This is a genomic window from Pedobacter humicola, assembly GCF_056490705.1.
In genome coordinates this window covers 78,385-97,617 of record NZ_JBWJIG010000004.1, presented here as the reverse complement: position 1 = coordinate 97,617, position 19,233 = coordinate 78,385, and the positions used below count along the sequence as shown (strand labels likewise).

Genomic DNA, 19,233 nt, shown 5'->3' with positions numbered 1-19,233 from the left:
TAAGTAGTTCAATATGAAAACGAAAATACAAAAATCAAAATATACGCTATTGCTGGTATTGCTTATTGGCATATTGGGTATATCGGGATGTAAAAAATTCCTGGATATCAATCAAAATCCAAATAATCCAGATACTGCTGAACCATCTTTATTGCTTCCTACAGTAGAAGCAGCAGTAGGTCAGATTGTTGGTAACGGATTTCAGGTTTATGGAGGCATGTGGAGCCAGTACTGGACCCAAAGCCCAAACAGCTCACAGTATAAAACGATTGATCAGTATAACCTGGCCAATACTGCATTTGACAGACCTTGGTTAACACTTTATCGTAACGCATTGATTAACTGTAACCTGATTATCAATAGTAAAGGTAGCAGCCTAGAATCGATGAAAGGTATGGCTTATATTCTTAAAGCGTATACTTATCAGCTCACTACTGATGCTTTTGGCGATGTGCCTTTGTCTCAGGCTTTAAATCCTAGCCTTTATGGTTCACCAAAATACGATTCACAAGCGCTTGTATATGATAGTATCTTCAATTATATCGATAAAGGTGTTGCACTATTAGGTGTTGCATCAACTTCACCTGGCGCACAGGATATTATTTTTCAGGGAGATGTTCCGAGCTGGAAGGCTTTTGCCAATACGCTAAAACTGAGAGCATATCTTAGGATTGTAAAAGCTGATCCAACAAAAGCATCAGCAGGAATTAAAGCCCTTTATGCTACTAATCCAACATTTTTAACTAAAGATGCTGCGATTAAATACTCTAGTGTAGGTGGTAATGAAAACCCACTATACAATGAAATGTTGGCTTTAGGTAAAGTTCAAAATTTGGTTGCTAGCTCTACTGCGTTCAATGCTTTTAAAAGAAATTCAGATCCAAGAGTTTCAAAATTCTACGATCTGGCTGATGGACAAACAACTTTGAACGCTATCGCTCAAGGTACTTTTGCTACATCTGGCGTGGTTAAAGTGGTTTCTATCCCGTCTACTTTAACAGGCGGTAATGCGGCAAACAGCGGATCAGCAACAGCACCAGTAAAATTAATATCTTTATCTGAGTCATTTTTCTTACAGGCAGAGGCAGTAGCCAGAACCTATGCAAGTGGCACAGTTTCTACATTGTTAAACTCTGGTGTACAAGCTAGTTTTGTAGCTACGGGATTAACTGCTGCTGATGCAACTGCGTATTTTGCAGCAGCACCAGATGGCCAGGCTGCATTAACTGCGGCAACAACGCCAGAAGATTTGGTGAAAGTTATTGTGACACAAAAATATTATGCAATGTGCGGTACACAAGGCTTTGAGGCCTGGACAGAGTACAGAAGAACGGGCTACCCTGATTTTCTTGTTGTTTCAGCTGCTTCAAATATAGGTGCCGGTAGAACGCCTTTAAGATTGCTTTATTCTAGTGCAGAATCAACTTCAAACTTGAATTTCCCTGGAAATGTGGTAATCTATACTCCTGTTTGGTGGGATAAATAAATATCTTAATTCAGAATAAACATATAAGATAGCAGCCGATTCATTTCGGCTGCTATTTTTTTTTGCCCTCCCTAAAACATTTTATTTGGTTTAATCCTTCTTGATAAATTGAATAAAACAAAATAATTAGTAAGCAGTCGGCCATATACTGACCATTATCTGATTCAAATTCAAAGCCAGAATCCACTAACGGATGATGATGTATGTTCTCAACCCGCCCGTTTGTTACATAGAAGAAGCGTAACTGAAGCGATGGCAGATTATACCAAAAATGCTACTTTTTAAATTTATAATGTCCATAACTATTCTTCATTTTTTAATGCAGATTTATTATCTTTTCGTGATTTCGATGTAAACAGATGAGGGAAAAATAGCATTCGAGAATTAGTAAAATAATCGTTTCTCATATTGAGCAATAAGAATATAAGCAATTTATTTATCGTTTTTCTTGAAATTCTTCTCATATTAAAAAGTGGCCATTTTCCGCCATTTTATATCTATTGTATTGGAATAATACATGTTATTTGTGAATACACTGATACATAGAAATAGTATTTATATTTGCATTATCATGAATAGGCCCGTTTTTTGAATTGTTTGTATTTTTTTAGGGACTATTTAAAAATAATCTTTGTTTTATTTAAACTAATGAGCTGGTTTTAGTATTTTATTAAGTTTTGGCGTTTTTTGGGTAATATTTTTTGCATTAAAGGTTTATAAATCGTATTTTGGATTTATCATTAACCAAACTAAATTAAATTTCATGAAAAAACCTTTGCAAGGTTCGTTTGTGTTGCCGTTTGTTGCGCCTTTAGCAATAAACCAAGGCCGAGCGAGCATAAAAGAACCCCCAAATTCAAATTATAACTCACATTTTCGATCCGAAAGGACAATATTGCTGTTAGAACCACCACGGCAGTACTTCATCAGGTGGATATATTTAAAACCTAGTATAACTACACTAAATAAGCCTTATCAAATCAGATAAGTAAGGCTATTTGCGTCGTTAATTTAATATAATTAGGGTATCTATTTCCGGGTTTTTTACCAATTCATAATTGGCTCATTTTGAAAATCTTGTTCCTGTTAATGGAATACGGCCTTCATTTTGTAAAATTTGCATTACAATATACTAAACCATATATTGGGTATTATTAACTAAAACTAAACTAAATTTTTATGAAAAAACTTCTACAAAGTTTGTTCATATTGCTTTTTATTGCTTCCTCAGCAATAGCGCAAGACCGAACAATCACAGGAACAGTTACGGGGCAGGAAGATGGATTACCCCTCCCCGGTGTAAGTGTTAAAATTAAAGGTGCGGCTGGCGGAACCACTACAGCTGCAAACGGTAAATATTCACTAAAAATTACTGGAAATGCAACAGCATTAGAATTTTCCTATATTGGCTTCCTGAGTCAGACAAGGTCTATAGGCGGCAGCAGTACACTCAACGTACAATTGAAAAGCGATTCCAAAACATTATCCGATGTAGTGGTAACCGGTTATACCACACAGTCAAAAAGAGATGTTACGGGCTCAATTGCAAGTGTGAGTGGAGAAAAACTTAAAAACCAACCAGTTCAGAGTTTTGAACAGGCATTGGCGGGTAAAGCTGCCGGTGTAAATATTATTCAGCCTAATGGCGTATTGAACAACCCTCCTGTTTTCAGGGTGCGTGGTTTTAACTCCATCTCGCTTAGTTCTTATCCACTGATTATCGTTGATGGTATTCCGGTATTTACAGGCGATCAATCGTCCAACAGTGCCGCTGGCAATGCTTTGGGAGATATTAACCCGGCAGATATAGAATCAATCGATATTCTAAAGGATGCAGCTTCATCTGCAATTTATGGTTCAAGGGCTGCTAATGGCGTTGTGGTAATTACCACCAAAAAGGGTAAACAAGGTATAACCAAGGTTAATTATGAAGGTTGGGTAGGAACCACAAAGGCCCAAAATCTTACCCCCTTATTAAATGCATCTGAATATGTGCTGATCAAAAATGAATCTAGAACCAATAACGGCCAGGCTCCGGCATTTTTCTTACAAACAAAATCGGATGGTTCTCAGGTAGAAACCAATTGGTATGATTACGCCTATAGAACAGCGACGTCCCAAAATCACGCTTTAAATTTTTCTGGGGCAAACGACAAAACGTCATATTACGTATCAGTAGGTTATAGTAATCAGGAAGGATTTATTATTGGCAACTCTTTCGAAAGGAAAAACGGACGTGTTAATTTAGATCATAAACTTTTTAAAAACGTAACCATTGGAACCAACTTTTCATACAGTAATACTTTAAACCGTGCGCCCAATACAGGTTCATTGGCGGGACAAGCTTTTTCTACAGTAGGTTTGGGCAGGTTGGCCATTGTACTTCCTCCAAACGTAGCCGCTTATAACGAGGATGGCTCTTATAATATCAACGCTCCGGCGGGATCAGTTGGTTTAGGTGCAAATACCATTGCATCAAACTATCCTAATGCGGCTGTATTGGTAAATGAAGATAAAAATACTTCAGAGAGCGACCGTATTATCGCGAATGCCTATGCTTCAATCCAAATTGTAAAAGGCCTGACGTTCAAAACTACCTATAGTTTAGATAACCTGAAAATCGATAACAATTCTTTTGTGAACCGTTTACAGGGTGATGGCTTTTCTTATGGTGGTGGTGCAACCAGTAATTTTGTGAAAAACAGCAGATGGAACTGGTCTAATACTTTAAACTATAGTGGTGTTTTTGGCGATCATACCTTGGGCGCATTTATCGGTGCTGAAGACCAGTATACCAAATCACTTGGTTATGGTGCAACCAGACAGGGTGTTATTGATCCTTTTATTGAAGTTTTTCAAGGTTCATTTGGTGCCATTACTCCTGCCGGATTGGTGCAGGGTGATAATGCTTTCCGTTCTTACTTTGGCAGCATTAATTATGACTATAAAAAGAAATATTATTTAACAGGATCTTTCAGACGTGATGGTTACTCAGGCTTATCGGCAGGAAATCAATATGGTAACTTCGGTGGTGCATCAGTTGGTTATGCGATCTCTGAAGAAAATTTCTATAAAGATTTGGGTATCAGCAAGGTGTTGACTCGTGTCAAATTGCATGGAAGCTATGGAGAGGTTGGGAATATCAACATTGGTAATTATCCTGCCCTATTCTTATATAATCCAGGATTGTACGGATCATCGCCGGCATTGTCATTTTCACAGGCAGGAAATCCTAATTTAAGGTGGGAAACCAGTAAAAAAGCTGACATTGGAATTAATTTGGAATTCTTAAGCGGACGTTTCTCATTGGATGTTGATTACTATCATAATGATATCGACAACTTGGTTCAAAATGCCCCTCAGGCACCATCAAAAGGTATTCCTGGAAATGCCATCACGACCAACATCGGTAAAATGTATAACAAAGGATTTGAGTTTACATTAAATTCAAGAAATTTTGAAGGTGATGATTTTGGTTGGACAACAAGTTTTACTTTCAGTACATTAAAAAATGAAGTTACTGCATTAGGCAATAACAATGCCGACGTTTTCGGTGCTACTTCTCTTGAAACGGCAAACATTACACGTGTTGGTTACCCGATCGGCTCTATTTATACCGTACCCACAGCAGGTGTTGACCCAGCAACTGGTGAGCGTATTTTCGTGAATAGATTTGGACAAAAATTAAGATTCAGTTTTGCACGAGCTACCGCAGCCCGTTACCAATATCTTGATGGTCCAAACGCAGGGCAGAATGCTCCCGCAATTGATGCTGCGTTAGATGCAACGATAACCGGTCAATCAATACCCAAATGGTTTGGAGGTTTAGATAATAATTTCCGTTATAAAGCTTTCGATCTTAGCTTAGGATTAACATTCTCTGGTGGTAACAAAATTTACTATGGATCGCTAGCTGGTCTTCGTGATCAACGTTTTTGGAACAACGACAAAGGAATGTTGAATAGGTGGACTACACCAAACCAAATCACGGATATACCTCGTGTGGTATATGGCGACAATACTTCAAACGGATCAGCTTTTGCACAATCACAGAATGTTTTTACCGGTAATTTCTTAAAAGTCAGAAACCTGGCATTGGGTTATACATTACCAAAAACACTTTTAAGTAAATATGGTGTTTCAAATATTAGGGTTTATGCACAATCAAGTAATCTTTTGATTATATCTGGTTATCCAGGCCCAGATCCAGAGGTTTCTGTAAATGGTAACTCTACTGCAACAGGAAATAGCGGTAACCTGGCCCCAGGGGTGGATAGAAACTCTGTGCCATCTGGCAGAACATTTACGTTTGGTATTAATGTTGGATTTTAAAATTAGAGATCATGAAAATTAAAATAAACAATAAAATAAAATATCTTTTTATAGCCGCTCCCTTGCTGTTTGCATCGTCTTGTAAAAAGGGTTTCTTAACTACCGCTCCAGATACCTCTCTACCGATTGAAGAGGCTTTTGCCAATCCGGATAGGATCCTTTCTCAGGTAAACGGTATTTACGCTGGAGTAAAGAATGGCCAGTTTTATGGCGGAAGATATTTAATCTATAATGATATCCGTGGTGAGGAATTTATCGTAAATAAACCAAATGGGGTAACAGGTTTAGATACATGGAGGTTTAACCTTGTTTCCAACACGAATGAGGTTGTAAATTTATGGGGTGCAATTTATGCTGCCATTAACAGGGCCAATCTGGTTATTGAAGGCGTTAATGCCAATGCCTCTTTGCTTGCTCCGGCGGTAGCGAAACAATATATTGCAGAAGCCAAGTTTTTGCGGGCCTTATGTTATTATAGTGCCTTACAATTATATGCAAAACCTTATGTAACCGATAATGGTGCTAGTTTGGGTGTGCCTTTAAGACTTAAGGGAGAGAAAGATCTAACAGGTAACGACTTAAAAAGAAGTACGGTTGCGGAGGTGTATACGCAAATTTTAAAAGATTTAAATGAGGCAGAGCCGGATTTGGCATTAACTCTACCAACAACAGCAACATCTATAAGGGCTTCCAGAAATACTGCTATCGCCTTTAAAACCAGGGTATATCTGGCAATGGGAGATTTACCGTCAGTAGTTGCCGAAGCCAATAAAATTGTTAGCGCAACAGCACCATTTAAAGCAACAACAGGCACCCCCTTACAGTTAGAAGCTAATATTGCTACTGTATTTGGTGGTGCGTATACAGGTAATGCAACGGCTACTGAAGCTGCATTATCTTTTCCAATGGCAGATTTAGATGCACCTGGTACGCAGAATCAGTTGGCTTATTATTACAATGTTTCGCCAAATCAGGCAGGTGGTAACGAGGAATTTTTCTTAAACCCTACAGGTATTTTAGCCAATCCTGTTTTTGCTGCAGGTTCAACTGACGCCAGAAAAAGTTTGACGGGAGTTTCGGGTGCCAATACTTATTTAACTAAATTCAAAAGACCATCTCCGTATACTGATTACATTCCGGTAATCAGGTATGCAGAAGTTCTGTTAAATTTAGCAGAGGCTACCGTGGTAACGGATCCTGTAAGGTCTATCGCATTATTAACTGCGGTTAGACAAAGATCAAATCCAGGATACGTATTTCCGGCAACCGATTTATTACCTGCTAACTTAAAAAACACCATCCTTACCGAAAGAAGAATTGAGTTACTTGGAGAAGGTTTTAGATCTCCGGATGTAATGAGATTAGGTGCTAACTTTGTTGCTAAAAGTGGCCCTCAGGGTACCGCTCCCGCAATTCCTTTTAACACGGCAGGTTATATCTGGCCAATATCGGCCAATGAGGTTCAGAATAATAAGTTGATTGTTCAGAATTAATTTACTATGTAAAGAAAAAGTCCCGGTGAAAATCGGGACTTTTTGGTTTTTTTATCATTATAACATAGTCTACTTTTTATCCACGCTGTATTTCCCCGGGCCGATGAAAATCAATCCAAAAAATACAATGCCCAATTCAATTGCATGACTGGCGCCTCCTAATCCATCGCCCTTGCCAAAATGTACCAAAGCAGCTATTACCATTGTGAAAATTAATAAAAGTAGGGCCGGACGGAAGAACAAGCCTACAATTAAAAGGAAACCACCAAAGGTTTCAGTGGCTGCGGCCATAAATCCCCAAAATATGGGTAAAAAATTTATACCAATTACTTTCATGCTTCCTCCTAAACCAGTCCAGCCGCCAGGCCCTCCCGCAAGCTTCGGAAAACCATGGATAATAAACATTATTCCTAAGCCAATACGTAAAAGTAACAGCCCGGTATTTCGATATTTTCCTAAATTGTCTAAAATGGCCATCTTATAAATATTTAAATTGAACGTTATTCGTTTCTACTTTTAAGTTCACCTCCGCACCTAAAGTCATACATAAATTATTGTCTATATGGCCTGTTGGGAAATTAAAACAAACCGGATAGTCGTATTCTTTTACAATATCCCAGATTACCTGATCGGCTGTTTGGCCAAAAGAAATTTTTTCTTCCTCAATTTCATTGAATGCACCGACAATCAATCCCTTCAATTGACTGAGTTTGTCTGCCCTTTTTAACATGCGCAACATGCGGTCGATGCTGTATTCGTGTTCTCCAACATCCTCAAGGAAAAGAATTTTATCTTTAAAGTCCATTTCCGAAACCGAACCCTGCACCATGGCTAATAAAGTTAAGTTGCCGCCGATTAAAATGCCATTGGATTCACCCGTCCTGTTTTTGAATATACTTTGGTATTCGTAAGTCTGTTTTTCGCCGAATAGCGCCTTTCGTAAAGAGATTAAAGCCTCTCCGGTAGATTCGTCAAATGTATAGGGCATCTGTGCGTGCAGGCATTGCGTACGGCATTGTGCAATCAGGTGCGAAAGTATTACGGTAATATCACTAAAACCAACAAACCACTTCGGATTTTTATTGAATGCTGTAAAATCCAAGTCATCAATTATACGGATGGTACCATAACCTCCCCGACCAGAAATAACAGCCTTTATAGATGGGTCATCAAGGAAACGTTGGATATCCTTGGTTCTTAATGTATCGTTTCCGGCAAACTGGTGGTGGCTGGCATATACGCTATCGCCAATAATAACCTCGAGTCCCCAGCTTTTTAATAGCTCAATGGCATGGTCGATAGGTTTGGGTAATTTCTTTGCCGGACATACCAGGGCAATCTTATCTCCTTTTTTTAAATACGGGGGCTGCTTAATCATCTTCAAAACACTTATCTTTGCCAAATTAATAAAAATTGTTTTGGATAATAGTAAAATAAAAAGATATACCGTAACTGCAGCACTTCCATATACCAATGGACCGGTTCATATTGGGCACCTTGCTGGTGTTTACATTCCTGCAGATATTTATGCCCGTTACCTAAGATCAAATAAACGCGATGTGAAATTCATTTGCGGATCTGACGAAAACGGTGTCCCCATTACTTTAAAAGCCAAAAGAGAAGGGATTACTCCTCAGGAAGTGGTAGATAAATACCATAAAATCATTGGCGATTCTTTCAAAGAATTTGGGGTTTCTTTTGATATTTATCACCGGACCTCTTCGCTTACCCATCATCAAACGGCTGCCGATTTCTTCGAAACCCTGTATGATAAGGGTGTTTTTACCGAAGAGATTACGGAGCAATATTATGATGCCACAGCGAAACAATTTTTGGCCGACCGTTATATTACCGGTACCTGCCCAAAATGCGGCAACGAAAATGCCTATGGCGATCAGTGCGAAAATTGTGGCTCTACCCTTAATGCTACCGATTTAATCAATCCCAAATCAACATTATCTGGAGATAAGCCGATTTTAAAGGAGACTAAAAACTGGTTCTTGCCACTTGATCAATATGAAGACCGCTTAAGGACTTATATCGAAAGTCATAAAGAATGGCGTCCGAATGTGTATGGCCAATGCCAAAGCTGGTTAAATGCAGGTTTACAGCCAAGGGCGATGACCCGGGATTTAGATTGGGGCGTACGTGTCCCACTTCGGGATGCCGAAGGTAAAGTGCTTTACGTGTGGTTCGATGCCCCTATCGGATATATTTCGGCTACCAAAGAGCTTTGTAATTATGCCAAATTGGATGTGTGGAACCCGAAGGCTGAAGAATATTACATCAGCAGTTATGAAAACGATAAGTGTGGTTGGGAAGAGTACTGGAAAAGTGACGAAACCAAACTGGTCCACTTTATAGGTAAGGATAACATTGTTTTCCACTGCATTATTTTTCCTGCCATGTTAATGGCGCATGGCGAATACACTTTGGCCGATAATGTGCCTGCAAACGAATTTTTAAATTTAGAGGGACAAAAAATATCGACTTCTAAAAACTGGGCCGTTTGGCTGAACGAATATTTAAGAGAATTTGAGGGTAAACAAGATGTGTTGCGTTATGTGCTAACTGCAACTGCTCCTGAAACCAAGGATAACGATTTTACCTGGAAGGACTTTCAGGCAAGAAATAACAATGAATTAGTCGCCATATTAGGGAACTTTGTAAACCGGGTAGTGGTGCTTACCCACAAATACTTCGGAGGTACCGTGCCTACCTGTATGGAAATTACCGATGCAGATCAGGCTGTTATTGATGAATTGGCTGGTTATCCTGCGAAAATCTCTGCTTCGATTGAAAATTATCGTTTTAGAGAGGCTTTATCAGAAGTGATGAATGTTGCCCGATTGGGTAATAAATACCTGGCCGAAACCGAGCCGTGGAAACTGATTAAAACAGATGAAGACCGTGTGAGGACGATATTACACATTGCGCTTCAGATAACAGCCAATATTCAGATCCTGATCGAACCTTTCTTGCCTTTCACGGCAGAAAAGTTAATGAAGATGTTAATCAATGGTGGACATGATTGGGAAAATGCCGGTGGTGTAAACTTATTAAAACGCGGACATCAAATTGGCGAAGGCGTTCTTTTATTCGAAAAGATAGAAGATGCGGAAATTGATTTCCAGATCGAAAAGCTCAATCAAAGTAAGGTAAGCAATGCTGCTGCGAATGTAGTAGAGGCTGTTCCGGCAAAAGAGAACATCCAGTTTGATGATTTCACCGCAATGGATATCCGCGTAGCGACAATTATTGCTGCAGAAAAGGTAGAGAAGACTAAAAAATTGCTAAAATTGACGGTAAACACAGGTATTGATGAAAGAACTGTGGTTTCAGGCATCGCTGAATATTATAAGCCAGAAGATATCGTGGGTAAACAAGTCAGTATGATCGTTAACCTGGCACCAAGAGAAATAAAAGGAATTGTATCTCAGGGAATGATTTTAATGGCCGAAAATTCGGAAGGAAAACTCACTTTTGTAGCGCCCGCAGAAAAATTTCAGGAAGGTAGCGTAATCAGATAACCTTGCTGCTAATTAAAAACACAAAAGCCATTTGACTAAATTCAAATGGCTTTTTTTAGATCATTTATTTAGGTGCAATGACTTTGATGCCTATGGGTTCATCCGGTTGAAATAATCAGCGATTGCTTCATTGTTTGCTTTTGCCCTATCACCACTGGTTCCAAAGGTAAGCTCGGTTTTTCCTTCTTTCATCTGTTCAAACACAGATTCTACAAAGTCGCTCACTGCAGGATGTGCATCATGTATACCTTTACCACCTAAGTCTGTGTTTAAAGCAGGCGGAATCATTTCAATTACCGCTATAGGAGAAGCTTTAAGGCTATGGCGCAAAGAGAGCGTAAATGAACGCATAAATGCTTTTGTGCCACAATAAACCGGTACCGCTGATAAGGGCACAAAAGCCAGTCCGGAGGTTACGTTAATGATGGTATCGAGTGAATCTAATCCCGTAAATAGTTTCGTTAAATGAAGTGGAGCCAATACATTGGTGGTGATTTCAGCATTTGCTTTCTCATAAAAATCGCTGTCGCTAATGTTTATCCAGTTTTGGATGCCTGCATTATTTACCAGCACATTTAAATCGCTGTGATTTTCGGCAATCCAATTGTATAATTCAACCCGATCGGCTTCAACAGCCAAGTCGCATACTTTGGTAATTACAGAGGGTAATTTTTCTGCAGCTTCTTTTAAGGCCGATTCTCGCCTGCCACAGATAATTACCGTATTGTTTTCTTTGATAAATCTTTCTGCTAATCCGAAGCCGATACCGCTTGCTCCACCAGTGATGAGTATTTTGTTATTTGCTAATTTCATGTTCTTAATCAATTTGTTAAGACAAAGATGAAGCTATTCAAAAGATTTATTATGGTGAGTAGTACAGTTTTTTAAATAACCTTTTTAGCAGGCACTACCTAGAAAAAAGGCTTTTTTCAAAACCATAATAAAAGTTTTAGTGCGGTTTGATGGTCATTTTTCTATCTATAAAAGCTTATTAAAATGAATTCTCTTGCGACAAAACTTTTGTTATATTTGCGCAACAAAATAAAATGGTCCCGTAGTTCAACGGATAGAATAGAAGTTTCCTAAACTTTAGATATGAGTTCGATTCTCGTCGGGACCACTTCCTTAGATTCAAACCAGAACATTGCCGCACAAATCGTTGATTTTCAAGGCTTTGTTTTGGTTTTTATAACACATTAAGACTCGTTTTCGACCATTCTGAATGGTTAATTTTAGTGAGTCGAAAACTGACTAATTTTTGTAAAACACTGTAGATCAGTAAATTGATTGAAATATCAAAACCAGAATTATTCCGAAATGTTCGGGTGCTGGATTATTTTGTAAGATATTGATTTACAGCTCGTTCGACTGGCGAACATCTTGATGACTCACTGGCTCAAATGTACATTTGTTTAATTTTAAATGTATCATTATGAGTTACAATTTTCATCTTTTATTCTATCTGAAAAGACCAAAAAATTTTATCAAGGGCGAGATGATGCCCATCTATTTACGGATTACCGTGAAAGGAAAACATTCGGAATATTCTGTCGGCAGGGAAATTGTTCCCAGCTTCTGGTCTGCGCTTAAAGGGAAAGGCACTGGCCTGCGTGAGGAGATCCGGGAACTTAATGATTATCTGGATACGCTGGCCTCAAAAGTTCGACGGTTTCATACCACTCTTGTTGAAAAGGAAGATGAGGTGACAGCGGTAGTTTTAAGGGATCATCTTACCGGAAAGAATACGTCTAACCATAGCCTGCTGAAAGTTTACCAGAAGCACAATGACAATATGGAAAAACTAATTGGTAAAGGATACAGTTATGCTACGTTTCAAACCTATCAAAGTTCCATCAGACATGTTAAACAATTTCTTCAGCTCAAATATGAGGTTCAGGACATTAACGTCAAAAAGGTAGATTTTAAATTTATCACCGATTATGAGCTATTTCTTAGGATAGATCGAGGAAATAATGCAATGTCTGCCCGGAAATATATTGTTCACCTAAAAAAAATCATGCTGTATTGCCTGGGTGCCGGGTGGATTGTTGGTAATCCATTTTTAAATTATCGCAATACTGCTAAAGCTAAGGCAAGGACTTTTTTAAATATGGAAGAGTTGGATAGGATCAGAGGCAGGGAATTTCCACTCGAGCGATTAAACATCGTTCGTGACATTTTTATTTTCAGTTGCTACACCGGCCTTTCCTATATAGATGTGAAGCAGCTTCGCCCGGATCAGATTACAAAGGGTGATGACGGTAATTTATGGATATTCATCAAACGGCAGAAAACGGAAACACCCTGTCATATCCCCTTGTTGGATGAGGCGAAAGTAATTCTTGACAGGTATAAGAATCACAGGATATGCAGATGGAGAAAAGTCGCGTTGCCGGTGCTCACTAATCAACGCACAAATGGTTACCTGAAAGAAATCGCCGATCTTTGTAACATCACTAAAGTGCTTACTTATCATCTCGCGAGGCATACTTTTGCAACCACTATTACACTTTCAAATGGTGTTCCGATTGAGACCGTATCCCAAATGCTTGGTCATAATAGCTTGAAAACAACACAGCATTATGCGAAGGTTATCGATACTAAAGTTAGTACTGAGATGTCTGCATTACAGGAGAAACTTTTAGACCGAGATAAGGAAGAAGAAGATACTGGTGATATGAAAGTTATGAAGCTATTTAGATAAATTGCTTTCAATGTAAACGGAAATCGGTTGTAATTTGTCTTGTCAATCTTAATCTAATTGCCAGTATTTGTATCAACACTAGTCAGATAATTTTCACACAAGGGTTTAAAAAATAAATAGTTATTATACTAATAGTATTACTTTTTATGTTTTTTTAAACTGGTATTAAGATGTCTGCATTACAGGAGAAACTTCTAGAAGGATAAAGAGGAGATGATTGGTGATGTGAAGGTTATGAAGCTTTTTAGCTAGATTGTTAGCTATGTAGCTGTTATAGGCTTTGAATATTGAAGCAATGTTAATTTAGATTCTTTTTTTTGAGTAAAATATAGTTCATGGTGTAATCTTTTTAGGGAACATTTTTATGGCAACTGTGAGTTTTTATAATTATAGTGTTTTGAGGTATTATGGTAGCAAGGCAACTTAAGGGAAAAAACGCGCCCAATCAAATTTCCAACAGATTTAGGAAGTGCGAGTATTAAGTAGACTTAAGTGACTGATTATAAACAAGTTTTTTGATTATTTATATTTTGTTTTTATCTTTGATAATCTTCGAAGAAAATCCAAAAATTTTAAAAAATAAGCCTTTTTAAAGGGATCTCTATGCCCTTTATTCGCTTACTGTTTACCGAATGGCAACTTTGTTGCCATTCAGTAAACAGTATAAAAGGCACTTGCTGTATAGTCATGGCCCATCTTTGATGGGCCATGACTTATTCCTATACGTCAATCATTCTTCTTATGAGCCAAAAAAAGCTAGTATAAAGTGTCACAAATATTTCATAAATTTGTGGCAAAATAATTCATTTTAACATGAAATATTCAGCACATAATCAGATAGTTAACAAGATAATAAAGAATAAACGCGGAAAGCTGTTTTTCCCAACCGACTTTTCGGATATTGGTAGTGCTGATGCGATCAGGAGCAGCCTGTACAGGCTCGAAAGGGACCATGTATTGGAACGGCTTGCGCATGGAATTTATTTGTATCCGAAGATTGATCCTGTTTTTGGTAGCCTCTACCCTTCTACTGAGGAGATAGCGGAAAGTATTGCTAGGCGTGATCATGCGAGGATTATTCCTACAGGATCTGCTGCTTTACATAAACTGAGGTTGACTACGCAGGTGCCGATGAATGTTACTTATCTGACAGATGGTGCGCCCAGGAAAATCAAGATCGGAAAGCAGCGGATTACTTTTAAGCCTACAACGGCAAAGAAGCTGGCTACTAAAGGAAAGATTAGTACGCTGGTGATACAGGCGCTTTCAGAACTGGGTCAGAAGAATGTGGATAGCCAGGTGCTAGACCGTTTGAAGTTGGTACTGAAGGATGAAGATAACAGGAACATTGAACATGATGCTAAATTAGCACCGGCATGGATTGCGGTGATATTGAATGAACTCTCTAAATCGATAGGAAATGATAAACTGGCTTAAATCAACGGCTGAACGTCAGAAAGAATTATTGGGACTGGCCAGTAACAAGACTGGTCTTCCCGCTTATGCGATAGAAAAGGATTGGTGGGTAACTTTGGCGTTGTATGCGATATTCCGGACTCCCTGGTCGGATCATTTGGTGTTCAAAGGCGGTACTTCTTTAAGTAAATCCTGGGACCTGATCGAGCGTTTTTCCGAAGATATCGATCTGGTTATTGACCGGTCGGTACTGGGTTTTGGGGAAGAGCTGAGTAACTCCAAGATTAAAGAATTGCGCAAGGCTTCCTGTGCCTTTATTTCAGGGGAATTTAGGGACGGGTTGGAAAAGGAGTTGCTCGATTTGGGCATCCCTGCAGATCTGTTTTCTTTAAAAGTGGCTGAAACGACAGAATCTGACCGGGATCCTCAGGTACTGGAGCTCTATTACGAGTCTGTACTAGAAAAAGGCGGGTATTTAAAAGAGGCTGTACTGATCGAGATTGGTGCCAGGTCGCTAAAAGAGCCTTCAGAGCAAAGAGAAATCAGCCCGATTATTTCGCAGGCTTTGGGCGATTTTAACATAGTTGGGGAACCGTTCAGCGTGCTTACTGTTCTGCCAGCGCGTACATTTTTGGAAAAGGTTTTTCTCCTACATGAGGAATTTTGTAAGACTGCAGAAAAGATAAGAACAGAAAGAATGTCGCGGCATCTATATGATCTGGATAGGATTATGGATACTGAGCATGGTAAACAGGCGCTGGAAGATAAGGATTTATACAAGGGAATAGTGGAACATCGGGCAAAATTCAATGTGATCCGAGGAATTGGTTACGAAAAACATGGGTATCAGGATATCAACTTTATTCCACCGGTTGAGGTACTGGGAGCTTGGGAAAATGATTATAAGGCCATGCAGGAAAGTATGATCTATGGTGACTCGAAAACGTTTAAAAAGTTGGTCGGACGTATGGAGGAACTGACCAAAAGGTTCCGAGATGTAAAATAACTTCTTTATTTCAAGAGGATAAATTGCCTGCTTTTTTGTTTTAAGGTTTATTCATACCAGCTGGATTTTGGTTTACGAAAATGGGAGTTTTCGGCGATGATCGCCGCAATTCTCCGTTTCGGTAAACCGAATTTGCGTGTCAGTGCACCGATTATACCTAATTACTTATAAGCCAATTGATTTTTTAGATAAACAGTGATTAGCTAAATGATTGTTATTTCAATCATTTATGTTGATTAAGTTTGAAATAATAATCATCATACATCGAATGCAGTCATCCTTTTTTGTAAAAACGTTAGGAACAATTTCTGTCTGAAAAGCCATAATATATTCGAATGTTATCAACTAAAGAAATGAAAATAAAGATAATTAGCGACTTACATCAAGAATTTGGGATCTCAGATTTGGATTTTAGCAATGCTGATCTCATTATCCTGGCTGGAGATACAAACCTGGGGACAAAAGGAATAGAATGGGTAAAGCGAAACATCCCTGATAAACCGGTAATATATTTATTGGGTAATCACGAATATTACAAGGGATCATACCCGAAGACACTCAACAAAATACTTGAAGCATCCAAAAACTCAAATGTAAATGTCCTTGAAAATAATATGGTTGAGTTTGAGGGCATAAGGTTCCACGGTGCAACTATGTGGACGGATTTTTCCTTATATGGAAATCCTGTGGAGTCTGGCATTATTTGTCAAGCCAAAATGAACGATTATGTGCAGATACGCAGAGATCCAGCTTATTCAAAGTTAAGAACAATAGATACCTATCAGATTCACCAGAAATCAAAATCTTGGCTACAAAAAAGTCTTAAAGAGTCACGCGGTTATAAGAATGTGGTAATTACCCATCATGCACCTAGCCTGCAATCAATACCCGAGCTTTATAGAGATGATATCTTGTCATCTGCCTATGCTTCAAACCTTGAAGATGTGATTTTGGAGCATCAGCCCTTGTATTGGATTCATGGCCATATCCACACGCCTACCAGGTATACTATTGGTAACACTGAAATTATCTGTAATCCACATGGCTATTTGAATGAGGAGTATAATGGCTATGAAAAAGATTTGATCATTAATATTTAGTTTAGAATGCGGCTATCGTATCACTACTCTGAAATATTAGAGGCTTAATAATAATAAGAATTTATCAAGTTTTTGATATCCTTTCGCTGGTGAAGAAACTTACTATTCATATAACTTACGTAATTACTTAGTTCGTAGCTAATAACTTTCTTGTTTTTGGGTTTCCATATTTTTCAGCAGCATCTCCTAAAGACTGCTGATCCAAACTCCTTGCTGTTTCCAATGCCTTTTCAAGTACTTTTGGCTGATCCTCAGCAAGTGATTCCAAATTATTGATTAGGTCAATCACCAAAAATTCCTTGGTAGGCTCGGTTGGAAAAGAAGACTTTTTTTTAAAGGTGAACAATTTGTTATCCAATTTAATATCTCCGCTGCGCAGGTGGTTGTAAACAATCTGTTTGTTATACAACTGTGTCGTCCCCAGGCCCAACGCATTAAAATAATTGAAAGAAGTAATCAGAAAGTTGGTATTGTCCAAGAATTTCTTGATGAGCATATCATCCGCCGGTGGCTCAAAACCAAATGCATTTTTCTTCGGAAAGTGATATAGCCCAGGGCCAACTCTTTTCAAAGTCCCCTCACCTGTAAGTTCCGAAAGATGCCTGTCTATTGATTTTGACCACTTTTGCAGTTCATCCCTTTTGTATATCACCCCTTTTTTAAGATGACTCTTTAATTCCTCTAATTTTGGCATAACAAATCCTTTCGGGTAAAAATATATGGATTATTAAAGTATTTGCATGATTTTTGACGAAATTCATTCAATAATCAGCTCTAAAAAAATCAAATTGAAAAGAGCTTTTGCTTCTACTATCTTTTTACATGCATCTAAATATAAGCACATATTCAAGTTGAAAAATTTTACATCTCTATATTTCCAGTTTAAGTTCGTCATGGAAGCGCCATTGATAAATCTGTTTTTATGCACAATTTGTGTTTGAGCCGCTCTTTTTATCCATGAACTTTTAAAAGAACTGTCAGGTAAATATAATAAGGGCATTGCCCAAGTAGTCTTGCGATGGTTCATTCAAAGAGAGGTCGGTGCTATTCAAAAATCAGTACACAAAAGATTAAGGAAATTTTAACCTATTTGACTTCGAACTATACGCCGATGATATGGTAGCCATCAAATCATTAGATATAGGACTTATTCAAAAAACATACGTATTGCCACAATAGATAAATTTATGCAAATCTGGCTATAGAATTCGCAACTGTTCGTCTAGAAATTACAGGCGTTGGTCTAGTGGTTCCCTACGCTGGTATATTACGGGATTTTTGCCTGAAACGTTTGATGGACAGCTGCGTCTCAATAACAAACAATAGCAAAAAACTAAAATATAAACGATATGAAAACTTTAGCAAAAACAATATTCGCAGCAGCATTAACAGCAGTAGTATTAACTTCATCAACGGTGGCAACTTTTGCCGCTGAGCCAGTTAAAGCAGAAACAAAAACTGCTTCATTATCAAAATTCAACAGGATCTGGGTGAGCGGGAATGTGAAAATCGTCTTAACACAAGGTGACAAGCAAAATGTAGAGGGCACTAGCAACTATGACGCTGCAAAAACCTCAGTATCAACTGATGGAAAAACCTTATTTATCAATTCATTGGAAACAAGTCAGGTAACACTTAATATTACCGTAAAAGATTTGGAAAGAATTGAAGCTTATGGTCAATCTGTCGTGGTGACCAGCAATAATTTCGATGTAAAATACCTTCAGTTATTTTTAGGACAAAGTGCTACAGCAAAGATTAAAACTACAGCGGAAAGTTTATATACTATCGTTAAGGATGATGCGGTATTAAAATTAAATGGTACTGCTGATCAAAGTACAATGATCGCTAGCAATATGAAAAATGTAAAATTAGCTGACTTTGCCAGTCTTAAATCAGAATCCTATGCTTCTGAAGCGCTTATGGAAGCGGAGCAAAATGCAATGGTTTTAGCAAAATAGAAACTTTTTTTTCAGATGAATAGAGCTGCCCAAATGGACAGCTTTTTTTGTTATTGCCGAGCAAAATAATTTATTTTACGGACAAGATTCGAACCTGTTATATATTTTCACTAATTAAAACACATAGCTGTTGGCATTCAAAAGAGGAAGTGATATTTTCATTATAAAATCTTAGCGAATAGGCTGAACTTCACCAGAAGAATCT

General features: G+C 38.2%; 13 protein-coding genes and 1 tRNA gene. 10 read left to right on the top strand and 4 right to left on the bottom strand.

Annotation, left to right across the window (positions count from 1 at the left end):
* Nucleotides 1-13 precede the first annotated feature (13 nt).
* From AC04Q1_RS08355 to AC04Q1_RS08345, 3 genes are all read left to right on the top strand, one after another.
* On the top strand, nucleotides 14-1,486 hold the full coding sequence (locus AC04Q1_RS08355; RefSeq protein ID WP_478363620.1) for a SusD/RagB family nutrient-binding outer membrane lipoprotein: 1,473 nt from the start codon (nucleotides 14-16) through the stop codon (nucleotides 1,484-1,486).
* A 1,179-nt stretch (nucleotides 1,487-2,665) separates the two neighbouring features.
* The gene (locus AC04Q1_RS08350) at nucleotides 2,666-5,818 is read left to right on the top strand and encodes a SusC/RagA family TonB-linked outer membrane protein (RefSeq protein WP_478363618.1); all 3,153 of its coding nucleotides are present in this window, start codon (nucleotides 2,666-2,668) and stop codon (nucleotides 5,816-5,818) included.
* Nucleotides 5,819-5,829: 11 nt separating this feature from the next.
* Entirely contained in the window at nucleotides 5,830-7,311 is a 1,482-nt protein-coding gene (locus AC04Q1_RS08345; protein WP_478363616.1) for a RagB/SusD family nutrient uptake outer membrane protein, read from the top strand.
* 69 nt (nucleotides 7,312-7,380) lie between these two features.
* Here the strand turns inward: AC04Q1_RS08345 and AC04Q1_RS08340 are convergent, their stop codons facing one another.
* Together AC04Q1_RS08340 and AC04Q1_RS08335 are read right to left on the bottom strand one after the other, a co-directional pair.
* Complete coding sequence (locus tag AC04Q1_RS08340) at nucleotides 7,381-7,788, bottom strand: DoxX family protein (RefSeq protein WP_478363614.1); 408 nt, start codon at nucleotides 7,786-7,788, stop codon at nucleotides 7,381-7,383.
* Between the two features lies 1 nt (nucleotide 7,789).
* Nucleotides 7,790-8,689, bottom strand: coding sequence for a S66 peptidase family protein (locus tag AC04Q1_RS08335; protein WP_478363613.1), 900 nt, complete (start codon nucleotides 8,687-8,689; stop codon nucleotides 7,790-7,792).
* Nucleotides 8,690-8,729: 40 nt separating this feature from the next.
* On the opposite strand from AC04Q1_RS08335, the gene metG reads away from it, so the two are divergent.
* Nucleotides 8,730-10,841, top strand: a complete 2,112-nt coding sequence (gene metG, locus AC04Q1_RS08330) for a methionine--tRNA ligase (protein ID WP_478363612.1) — start codon at nucleotides 8,730-8,732, stop codon at nucleotides 10,839-10,841.
* A 90-nt stretch (nucleotides 10,842-10,931) separates the two neighbouring features.
* On the opposite strand, the gene AC04Q1_RS08325 is transcribed toward metG, so the two are convergent.
* Nucleotides 10,932-11,654, bottom strand: a complete 723-nt coding sequence (locus tag AC04Q1_RS08325; RefSeq protein ID WP_478363610.1) for an SDR family oxidoreductase — start codon at nucleotides 11,652-11,654, stop codon at nucleotides 10,932-10,934.
* Between the two features lie 235 nt (nucleotides 11,655-11,889).
* Here AC04Q1_RS08325 and AC04Q1_RS08320 point away from each other — a divergent pair.
* The 5 genes from AC04Q1_RS08320 (at nucleotide 11,890) to AC04Q1_RS08300 (ending at nucleotide 17,067) form a co-directional block, all read left to right on the top strand.
* A tRNA-Arg gene (locus AC04Q1_RS08320) sits at nucleotides 11,890-11,961 on the top strand.
* A gap of 312 nt (nucleotides 11,962-12,273) precedes the next feature.
* Nucleotides 12,274-13,545, top strand: coding sequence for a site-specific integrase (locus AC04Q1_RS08315; protein WP_478363609.1), 1,272 nt, complete (start codon nucleotides 12,274-12,276; stop codon nucleotides 13,543-13,545).
* 813 nt (nucleotides 13,546-14,358) lie between these two features.
* Nucleotides 14,359-14,982 carry a DUF6088 family protein gene (locus AC04Q1_RS08310; RefSeq protein ID WP_478363607.1) on the top strand — a complete coding sequence of 208 codons (624 nt, stop codon included), beginning with the start codon at nucleotides 14,359-14,361 and terminating at the stop codon, nucleotides 14,980-14,982.
* Nucleotides 14,966-15,967: a nucleotidyl transferase AbiEii/AbiGii toxin family protein gene (locus AC04Q1_RS08305; protein ID WP_478363605.1), complete on the top strand. Its 1,002-nt coding sequence runs from the start codon at nucleotides 14,966-14,968 to the stop codon at nucleotides 15,965-15,967. The genes AC04Q1_RS08310 and AC04Q1_RS08305 overlap by 17 nt, the downstream gene beginning before the upstream one ends.
* A gap of 335 nt (nucleotides 15,968-16,302) precedes the next feature.
* Nucleotides 16,303-17,067 carry a metallophosphoesterase gene (locus AC04Q1_RS08300; RefSeq protein ID WP_478363603.1) on the top strand — a complete coding sequence of 255 codons (765 nt, stop codon included), beginning with the start codon at nucleotides 16,303-16,305 and terminating at the stop codon, nucleotides 17,065-17,067.
* A gap of 127 nt (nucleotides 17,068-17,194) precedes the next feature.
* Here the strand turns inward: AC04Q1_RS08300 and AC04Q1_RS08295 are convergent, their stop codons facing one another.
* The gene (locus AC04Q1_RS08295; RefSeq protein WP_478363601.1) at nucleotides 17,195-17,761 is read right to left on the bottom strand and encodes a hypothetical protein; all 567 of its coding nucleotides are present in this window, start codon (nucleotides 17,759-17,761) and stop codon (nucleotides 17,195-17,197) included.
* 655 nt (nucleotides 17,762-18,416) lie between these two features.
* Here AC04Q1_RS08295 and AC04Q1_RS08290 point away from each other — a divergent pair.
* Nucleotides 18,417-19,028, top strand: a complete 612-nt coding sequence (locus AC04Q1_RS08290) for a GIN domain-containing protein (RefSeq protein ID WP_478363599.1) — start codon at nucleotides 18,417-18,419, stop codon at nucleotides 19,026-19,028.
* Nucleotides 19,029-19,233 lie beyond the last annotated feature (205 nt).